At 58.0% G+C, this 8,411-nt stretch carries 8 protein-coding genes and 1 pseudogene; 7 read left to right on the forward strand and 2 right to left on the reverse strand.

The features are described 5' to 3' along the window. The first annotated feature begins 35 nt into the window (after positions 1 to 35). The 6 genes from aspT to AWB69_RS50400 all read left to right on the forward strand — a co-directional run bounded on the left by aspT (position 36) and on the right by AWB69_RS50400 (position 6,238). The gene (gene aspT, locus AWB69_RS25225; RefSeq protein ID WP_062089562.1) at positions 36 to 1,718 is read left to right on the forward strand and encodes an aspartate-alanine antiporter; all 1,683 of its coding nucleotides are present in this window, start codon (positions 36 to 38) and stop codon (positions 1,716 to 1,718) included. Positions 1,719 to 2,111: 393 nt separating this feature from the next. Continuing rightward, on the forward strand, positions 2,112 to 2,804 hold the full coding sequence (locus AWB69_RS25230) for a response regulator transcription factor (protein ID WP_062089550.1): 693 nt from the start codon (positions 2,112 to 2,114) through the stop codon (positions 2,802 to 2,804). A gap of 332 nt (positions 2,805 to 3,136) precedes the next feature. Then, complete coding sequence (locus tag AWB69_RS25235; protein ID WP_062089551.1) at positions 3,137 to 3,421, forward strand: hypothetical protein; 285 nt, start codon at positions 3,137 to 3,139, stop codon at positions 3,419 to 3,421. 238 nt (positions 3,422 to 3,659) lie between these two features. Further along, positions 3,660 to 4,973: an ATP-binding protein gene (locus AWB69_RS25240; RefSeq protein WP_062089552.1), complete on the forward strand. Its 1,314-nt coding sequence runs from the start codon at positions 3,660 to 3,662 to the stop codon at positions 4,971 to 4,973. A 132-nt stretch (positions 4,974 to 5,105) separates the two neighbouring features. Continuing rightward, the gene (locus AWB69_RS50395) at positions 5,106 to 5,567 is read left to right on the forward strand and encodes an FAD-dependent monooxygenase (protein WP_062089553.1); all 462 of its coding nucleotides are present in this window, start codon (positions 5,106 to 5,108) and stop codon (positions 5,565 to 5,567) included. After that, a complete protein-coding gene (locus tag AWB69_RS50400) occupies positions 5,567 to 6,238 on the forward strand; it encodes an FAD-dependent monooxygenase (protein ID WP_269447493.1) in 672 nt (223 codons plus the stop codon). The genes AWB69_RS50395 and AWB69_RS50400 overlap by 1 nt, the downstream gene beginning before the upstream one ends. Before the next feature lie 109 nt (positions 6,239 to 6,347). On the opposite strand, the gene AWB69_RS25250 is transcribed toward AWB69_RS50400, so the two are convergent. Continuing rightward, positions 6,348 to 7,031, reverse strand: a complete 684-nt coding sequence (locus AWB69_RS25250) for a response regulator transcription factor (RefSeq protein WP_062089555.1) — start codon at positions 7,029 to 7,031, stop codon at positions 6,348 to 6,350. 16 nt (positions 7,032 to 7,047) lie between these two features. Next, complete coding sequence (locus AWB69_RS25255) at positions 7,048 to 7,758, reverse strand: TetR/AcrR family transcriptional regulator (RefSeq protein WP_231937225.1); 711 nt, start codon at positions 7,756 to 7,758, stop codon at positions 7,048 to 7,050. 464 nt (positions 7,759 to 8,222) lie between these two features. Here AWB69_RS25255 and AWB69_RS47975 point away from each other — a divergent pair. After that, positions 8,223 to 8,318 (forward strand): annotated as a pseudogene (locus AWB69_RS47975) (IS6 family transposase); the annotation flags it as partial. Positions 8,319 to 8,411: the final 93 nt, after the last annotated feature.

An 8,411-nucleotide genomic window follows, 5' to 3' on the forward strand; every position in this document is an offset into this window, starting at 1 on the left:
GACATCGCCAACCATTGCTCAACACGTTGATCAAAATGCACGAGTTACACACCATTTTTCAGAGGTCGCCGGAGGTCGCGCTCTTCCTCTCACTTGCGATCGGATATTACATTGGCCGCATCAATTTTGGCTCCTTCCAGTTGGGTGGGGTGGGAGGAACTCTGCTCGCGGCCGTGCTCATTAGCCAAGCCGGTGTCACCATCGACAGCGGGGTAAAGGCGCTGATGCTGAGCGTATTTATCTACGCGGTTGGGTATTCATCCGGCCCGCAGTTTTTTGCGTCGTTCAATCGCAAGACGCTTCGTGAGTTCGCGCTTGCCGCTTTCCTTGCATTGTCGGCACTCGTTACCGTGGTCGCCTGCGCAAAGCTATTCCACCTTAATAAAGGCCTCGCAGCGGGTCTGGCGGCCGGTGCGTTGACGCAGTCAGCTATTGTCGGCACGGCCGGAGACGCGATCTCGAGGCTTGGGTTACCTCCGACAGAAGTAAAGTTTCTGCAATCGGAAGTGGCGATCGCCTTTGCTGTGACCTATGTGCCTGGATTGCTAAGTGCGATACTTGTCTGTGTGAATATCGTGCCGCGATTCATGCGTGAAGGTCTGCATGACGCGGCGATCAAAGTCGAGAATGCGGCTGAAGGAGGTATACGGCTACGGCCCGGCCGGAGCGCATCAATGCCAGGACTGGTCGGCCGGGCGTATCGCGCAGGGCCGGCTGCAGGGCGGACGATCGCGGAAATCGAAGTAAGCCAAAAGGATTTGATCACCGTCGAGCGCATTCGTCGAGAGGACAGACTGATCGATCCGGCAGCGGACGTGGTGCTGGAGAAGGATGACATCGTTCTGATAGTGGGCCTGCGCAAGTGGGTGGTGGTTGCTGCGGCCCAGCTTGGGGAAGAGGTCGCGGAAGCTGAAGGCATCAGTGTCGAGATGGAGAGCAGGCAGGCGGTTTTTGCCAGAAAAGGCATGAACCATGTGACGATCTCGAAGGCCCGCAATTCACTCGATCGGGCGCTGCGTCGTGGTGTGTTTATCCTCGGCATAACGCGGGCCGAGCGGCCACTGCCTCTCCTTTGGGAAACAGAGTTGCAGCATGGTGACGTCATTACGTTCTATGGATCTCCTGAAAACACCAGACGAGCGGTCGAGGTAGCGGGCTATGACTTGCCCTGTTCGGATAAAACCGACTTCGTTTATCTGGGACTAGGTCTGGTTTCTGGTCTGCTGCTAGGGCTTGTCGTGGCCTACGCCGGCGGTTTCGCGTTGACGCTCGGCGCAGGTGGGGGCTGCCTTCTGATGGGGCTGGTATTTGGCTGGATGCGCGGCAAATATCCTAAGTATGGGGCAATGCCTTCGGCGGCCTCGCAACTGTTAAAGGATTTCGGGTTATCTGCATTCGTTGCTGCGGTCGGTCTCAATTCCGGGATGCAGGCGCTCTTGACGATCCGGCAAAGTGGGATAACCATTTTATTACTCGGTATATTTGTCGCGCTCTTTCCGCTACTCCTTACCATGCTATTCGGACGCTACGTACTGCGCTACAACAACTCAGCTTTACTCGCTGGTGCATTGGCCGGCTCACGTGCTGCGAATCCGGCATTCGGTCAGGTGCTGGAAAAGTCTGAAAGTGCGGTGCCTACCGTGCCCTTTGCTGTCACGTATGCAATCGCAAGTGTGCTGTTGGCGTTATTGGGACCTCTGCTCGTTGAGCTCGTTTAGGGTAACTCCATTTTGACAATCCATGCGATGACACGCTCTGTCATCGCATGGGTCGGTAGGTCCCGACTTCGAGCTGACAGACCGGCACGACTCGGTCGGATCCTTGAAGACACAATTACCCACTGGAAAGATGTTGACTGGCAGACAAATTCCATCTAATATTTCCACTGGAAAGATTGCCGACTAACGTGACTCTGCCCGCCCATTTGACCCCTCGTCGGGGCTTCAAGGTCGTGGTTGTCTTATCCGGCAAAACGAGGCGATCTCGGACAGCGATGCAACGAATTCCAAAAAATATATAGATGGTTTTACAAAAGAAACGGGGGTTATTAATCCCAATGGCGTTCAGAACCAGATAAAGGGGACGCTTGGGGCAACAACATCGAGAGAAAGATGCGAGTACTACTGGCTGAAAATGACCTACATACTGGTCAAAGTCTTTTTTGCGCTTTGAGAGATGCGGAATACAGCGTCGACTGGGTACGGGACGGCCGTGCTGCCAGCCTTGCAATCGCAGCAAGCTATTACGCGGTCGTGCTCCTCAATTTGAGTCTTCCGGGCATTGGCGGCATAGCGTTGTTGAAGGCATCGCGTGCTGCGGGCAACAAGGTCCCCGTGGTGCTCCTTAGCGCACACGATGATCCGGAAACGCATGCGCGCGGTCTCGATACAGGCGCCGACGATTGTGTACTCAAACCATTCGTTACCCGTGAGTTACTTGCGCGCATTCGCGCGGTTCTGCGGCGAGCGACGGGCTATGCGACCTCGAGAATCGGCGACGAATTTCTTGGTCTCGATCTCGAGAGGCGCACCATTCTCCTGAATGGTCTCGAGTCGTCGCTCTCGGCGCGTGAATTCACGCTGATGCATGCCTTGCTTGAACGTCGTGGCGCGGTACTCTCGCGCAGCCAACTTGAAGAACGACTGTACGGTTGGGGCAGAGAGGTTGAAAGCAACGCGGTCGATGTATTAATCCATGCAATCCGAAAGAAATACGGACAATCCTTGATCCGGAACGTCCGGGGTCTTGGCTGGTCGGTGAGATCGGAGAATGGGTTATCAACATGCGCGACACCAGTCCATTAGTCTGCCTGGTTGTCAGCCAACGCTTTGCGCCCAGGGATATCTGCAGTCGGACGCACGACGTAGTCAGCGGGCCGCGCCGATGCGTGCCAAACGCGTTTGTTCGCGTCTGAGTGGCGGTTCGAACCTGAACCTGCGCATCGACGAACGAATCGCAGGTGCCGTAAATCAGGCGCAAATGAGAGGCATGCTCAGCACTTTGCAAATGAATCACGATGTGATCCACCGCCTGTTTCATACGACCATATCCGCTCATTCTTTCCTCATTGTCAGCGAGCAGAATGCACCTCAACCGATGCAATCAATGCGCTGCACCGAAGTTCAAGGAGAAAAGCATGAAAGGGATTCGCCTGGCGGCAGTCGCCGCCGTATTAAGCGTCGGCCTCGTGAGTGTTGCCGAGGCTCATGTGTTCGTCGGTGTCGGTGTCGGTATCGGGGTGCCAGTGATGCCGATGGTGGCCGCAGTGCCCGTCGTGCCCGTGCCGGTCTATGCGCCGCCGCCTCCACCCGTGTATTACGCGCCGCCGCCTGTGTATGCGCCGCCCGTGGTGGTTGGTTATTACGGACGCCCGCGCGGGTGGTACGGGCACTACGGATATGGATACGGCTACTGGCGCTAATGCACGCGACATGCCCGGGCACCGGACTCATCACCTCAATGGAGCACGTTTCGTGAAGTAAATGGTAGGCGCGCAGCAAAGGCTGCGCGTCTTTGCCGTCGTTGTACGCGAGAAAGCGTTTGGTCGCGGGAGTAGAATCGCTTTACAAAAAAATTCCGCCTCACCCGTCTCTCGCGTTGCACGGAGTGCCGCGGCATCCACGCATCACCCGTTGGGCGAAAAACTTTTCTGCGTCCCTATGATCAAGTCTCTAAGAAACCAGCTTGTCCTCGCGCTTTGCGTGCTGGTCAGCATCGTCGGCGTGGTGCAGGGCGTCAGTTCATATCAGCTGTCGAAAGCGGGCATGAGCGCGTTGCTCGACCTTCGGCTTGAACAGGTCGCCAGCCGCATGCGCGGCGGTTTCGCGGATTCGCTGCCTGCCATTCCGGCGCGCGGCTCGCAACCGGAACGCGACATTGTCATTACGGTCTGGAAGGACGATCAGGCCACGCCTTACCGGTCGACCGAACCGTCCCTGGCGCTGCCGCGCGAGGCGCCGGCGGGTTTCGTGACGACAGCCGTTAGCGGCGAGGAATGGCGCATCTACACGCTGCGTGAGCCGTCTATGGTGATCCAGGTCGCGCAACGCTCGGCGGTGCGGCACGAGCTTGCGGAAGAGAGTGCGGTCAATACGCTTTGGCCGATGATCGTACTCGTGCCGCTGGTGTGGATTGCCGTGCTGCTGGTCGTGCGCCGCTCGTTGCGCAAGTTGAATCGTTTGGGCGCGCAAGTGCAGGGGATCGACGTCAGTAATTTCCACCAATTGTCGACGTCAGGCGTGCCGATCGAAATACGGCCCTTTATCGACTCGATCAATCTGATGATCGATCGGCTTGCACAATCTATTGAGTCGGAACGAAAGTTTATTTCCGATGCCGCGCACGAACTGCGCACGCCGCTCACCGCGCTTCAATTGCAGGCGGACAATCTGCAGCCGCATATCGCGCCCGGCAACCAGGAGCGCTTTTGCGAATTGCGCGGCGGCATCACACGCAGTGGCAATCTGATCGCGCAATTGCTAAGGCTTGCGCGTGCCGATGCGGCTCTGCAGGCCGATACGTTGACGCGTGTCGACGTGTCCGCCGTAGTCGTCGACGCAGTGGCCGAAGTATTGCCTATCGCGATGAAACGCGGCATCGATATCGGCGCCGACGAAATGGCCAGCGCATTTGTCCGCGCGGTCGAAGCAGATATCGGCATTGCCGTGCGTAATCTGGTCAGCAACGCGATCCGCTACACGCCGGACGGCGGCAAGGTCGATCTGAGCGTACAGATACGCGACGGCATGGTATGGATCGACGTGACCGACACAGGGCCCGGCATTGCTGAAGAACTGCTGCCACGCGTGTTCGACCGTTTCTTTCGAGCTAATACGCAAATTGAGGGCAGCGGCCTCGGCCTGTCGATCGTCGAGGCGATCGCGAGTAAATGTGGCGGCGCGGTGAATCTTCGCAATCGTCGTGACGGTCAGTCGGGGATCGTCGCGTCGATCGGATTTCCGTCCGCGTCTTAGGCCTCTTGAACGAACTCAGCCGATCGCACGCGCCACCGCGGCCGGGTATTGATACATCACGCGTGTCCTGCGTGCTCAACCAGCAGAAGATGCTTATTCAAGTGGACTACATTAGAGATAACGACGGTGCTTATGATGAATGGAAACGTATTGATTTCCGGTGCAGGCGTCACTGGTTTGGCACTGGCATTCTGGCTGGATCGCGCGGGGTTTGCCACGACGCTGATCGAGCAGGCCCCGGCATTTCGCCGGGGCGGCCAAGCCGTTGACATTCGGGGCGTCGCGCTCAATGTCGTCGAGAAGATGGGATTGCTCGACGAAGCCCGTGCGTTACGAACGCGGCTGAAGGGTATGTCGATGCTCGATGCCAACGGCAACGAGACACAACGCACCGAAGAACGCACCTTCAGTGCTGGCCGGCTTGACAGCGACGACATCGAAATTTTTCGCGATGACCTGTGCGAGCTTCTGATGGGCGCGATGAGCGAACGCGTCGAACTCGTCTACAACAACAGCATCCGTGCGATCGAAGATCAGGGCGACGGCGTGGCGGCGACGTTCGCGAGCGGCATGAACCGGAATTTGATCTGCTGATCGGTGCCGACGGCACCTACTCGAACGTCCGCAAGCAGTGTTTCGATGAGGAATCCAAATCTGTTCATCCGTTGGGCGTAGTGCTCGCCCTTTTTTCGACGCCCAACCTGATCAATCTGATCGATTGGCAACTTGGCCACCGGCAGGAGGGTGTCGGCTACGTGATCTATCCAAGCCGCGACAAGAGCGAACTCCGGATTGGCGTTGGCTTCTCAGCCCCGGGATCAGCGGTGTCCCGCAGCGACACGGAAGGGCAAAAGCAGCTTGTGGCCGCGCAGTGCGCCCATCTGAAGGGCGAATTTTCCCGCTTCATCGACGCAATGAAGACGACCGATCAGTTCTATTACAACGGGCTCGCGCGGATTCGCATGCCGTCGTGGTCCAAAGGCCGTGTCGTGCTTGCCGGTGACGCAGTACACTGCGTATCCCCTTTCTCGGGTCAAGGCACGAGCCTCGGGCTCGTCGGTGCTTTCGTGGTGGCTCGCGAACTGGTTCGGCACCAGGGTGATCCGACGCAGGCGTTTGCTGCATACGAACACCGTATGCGGCCGTATGTGGATCTCAATCAGGCTCTCGTCGATCTCACTCGCGAGCCCCCGACTCCGGATCACTTGATGACCGAAGCCAAGAACGGTATCGACCTGAGCGACTTGTTGAAACAGGCGGTATAGTTTTTGGAGACCGGATGCTTTGCGCACACTGCAATCATTCGGCGCAACGCACCGACGACTGACAAATGCGCGGGCACGCCGGCCGGGTGGTCAGTTTGATGGAGCAGTCTCACGGCGTCTGTCCGTCGCGGGCATCGTTAAGGATCACGGTCCACCCGAGCCCGCGCACATTGCGAATCACGTTCTGGCCGAATTTCTTGCGCACCGAATGAATCAGCACGTCCACCGCGTTGCTTTCCACTTCTTTACCCCAGCCGTATAAGCGGTCCTCCAGTTGCTCGCGCGAGAGGATCGTGCCGGGCCGCTCGAGGAACGCCAGCATCAGTGCAAATTCGCGCGCGGACAGGACGGTTGTCGTACCATTGCAGGTCAGTGTGCGCTTGTCGAGATCGAGGCATAGGGATTCGTCGCCCAGGCGCGAGGACGCGTAACCGGCTTTGCGGCGGATCACCGCGCGGATGCGCGCAAGCAGTTCGGGCACGTCGAAGGGCTTGAGAAGGTAGTCGTCGGCGCCGACGTCGAGGCCTTGAACGCGCGAGTCGAGGTCATCCCGGGCAGTCAGTATCAGCACCGGCACGGCGTTACCCGATGTGCGCGCCGTCTTCAGGAGGTCGATGCCGTCCATGCCAGGCAAGCCCAGATCGAGCAATACGACGGTGTACTCCGTACCGAAGAGGGCCGTGCGTCCGGCGATACCGTCTCTCACCCAGTCGACGCTGAAGTCGGCGTCCTTGAGCGCACGCAACAGGCTTTGACCAATCTGCAGATCATCTTCGATCAACAGAACTCTCATGCTCGTCTCCTTGGCTTCAGAGCGAATCGCTCATCTGCGATTTGGGTTTCTTTGCCTGTCGATTCGTGGCGGTCTGCCCGGCCTTGAGCTTGAGACCGGCCTCATGAATGAGCTGTACGTGCTCAATTGCGGCATCCACGAGTTCTTCGGTATTACCTATACCTTCCGCGGACGCGGCCAACGCTTTCAGGCGACCGTCGATGAGCAGCGATGCAAGGCCGTGGACATAGGCCCAAGCCGCAGTCATCGCAATAGCCTGTGGGGCATCCAACCGGCCGAACGTCGTGGATTTGCCCGGCGTGGGCTTGAGCGGCTCGTCGAAGGCACCCACTAGCGCGCGTGCGGATAGCTGTCTTGCCTCGACGAGCGATACCCGCGTGTGGTCGAGCATCTCGCTGCGAAACATCAGGCGGAGCAGGTCGGGGTTATCTACCGCGAAGCTGACGTAGGCGCGTGCAATGGCCTTTCGGCTGGCCGGCCCTGGTGGGAGGCCTTCCGCTTTGGCTACCATGGACGCGGTCAGCCGCCGGTGGCCGCTGGCGGCAAGTTCGCTGAGCACGCCAGCCAAGTCGCCGAAATGGTGCCGGGGCGCCATATGCGAGACGCCCGCCTCACGGGCAATGGAGCGCAACGTCAGGCTGGCTATACCGTCGCGACGCAAGACGGCTTCGGCCGCCTCCAGCAGCGCGTGCGGAAGCGACCCATGGTGATAGGGCTTGTCTTGCACGGGCTGGGCGATAGTTTTTTTAGTCTTTGTCTTTGGCAGCACAGGAGCCTTATGGTCTGTAGACGGTCCATTTTTCATAGCAGGAATTCGAGCCGGTAAACTTTAATCATCAGGAGATCTTGGTCAAATCAAGAAGGAAACGCGTCGACGCCGAAACAATCGTTGGCGATTTCACTCAACGTGTTCAGACGTTCATCAGTAGGCGCGGTCGTGCGCGCCGGAGCGTTCAGGGTCATGGCGCAGGAAGTGCCGGTCGAGTTAGCGAATCTTATGTTTCCACAGGAAAGATTGTGGTTAATAATTCAGCATTGGTCAAGTGAAGAACGATCGAAATTGGCCGCGATCACCATTGCAAATGATCGATCGCATTGTCGAACACCTGCTTGATGATCAGGTGGGCTGTGGTGCAAATAGCGATCAACGAATCGGTTAGAGTGTCGGCCTGACCGATTTGAGGGCCGGCGATGAGCAAGCTGAAGAGTCTGGACGGGCTGTTCGCCGGCCGTCACTTTGACTGTGACGTGATCATTCTTTGCGTGCGCTGGTATCTGCGCTACAAGGGGTAATCGTCCTTTTCGTGCATGTATGGACCCGACGCCTTTTGCAAGCTTCTTGTTCGTGATGTCGAAACGGCCTGCATGCATGTATCCGGC

It is taken from the genome of Caballeronia udeis, from assembly GCF_001544555.2.
GTDB lineage: Bacteria > Pseudomonadota > Gammaproteobacteria > Burkholderiales > Burkholderiaceae > Caballeronia > Caballeronia udeis.

Bases quoted from the DNA above. Each gene is read 5' to 3' on its own strand.
- aspT (WP_062089562.1), top strand. From the start codon at position 36: ATGCACGAGTTACACACCATTTTTCAGAGGTCGCCGGAGGTCGCGCTC.
- AWB69_RS25230 (WP_062089550.1), top strand. From the start codon at position 2,112: ATGCGAGTACTACTGGCTGAAAATGACCTACATACTGGTCAAAGTCTT.
- AWB69_RS25235 (WP_062089551.1), top strand. From the start codon at position 3,137: ATGAAAGGGATTCGCCTGGCGGCAGTCGCCGCCGTATTAAGCGTCGGC.
- AWB69_RS25240 (WP_062089552.1), top strand. From the start codon at position 3,660: ATGATCAAGTCTCTAAGAAACCAGCTTGTCCTCGCGCTTTGCGTGCTG.
- AWB69_RS50395 (WP_062089553.1), top strand. From the start codon at position 5,106: ATGATGAATGGAAACGTATTGATTTCCGGTGCAGGCGTCACTGGTTTG.
- AWB69_RS25250 (WP_062089555.1), bottom strand. From the start codon at position 7,031: ATGAGAGTTCTGTTGATCGAAGATGATCTGCAGATTGGTCAAAGCCTG.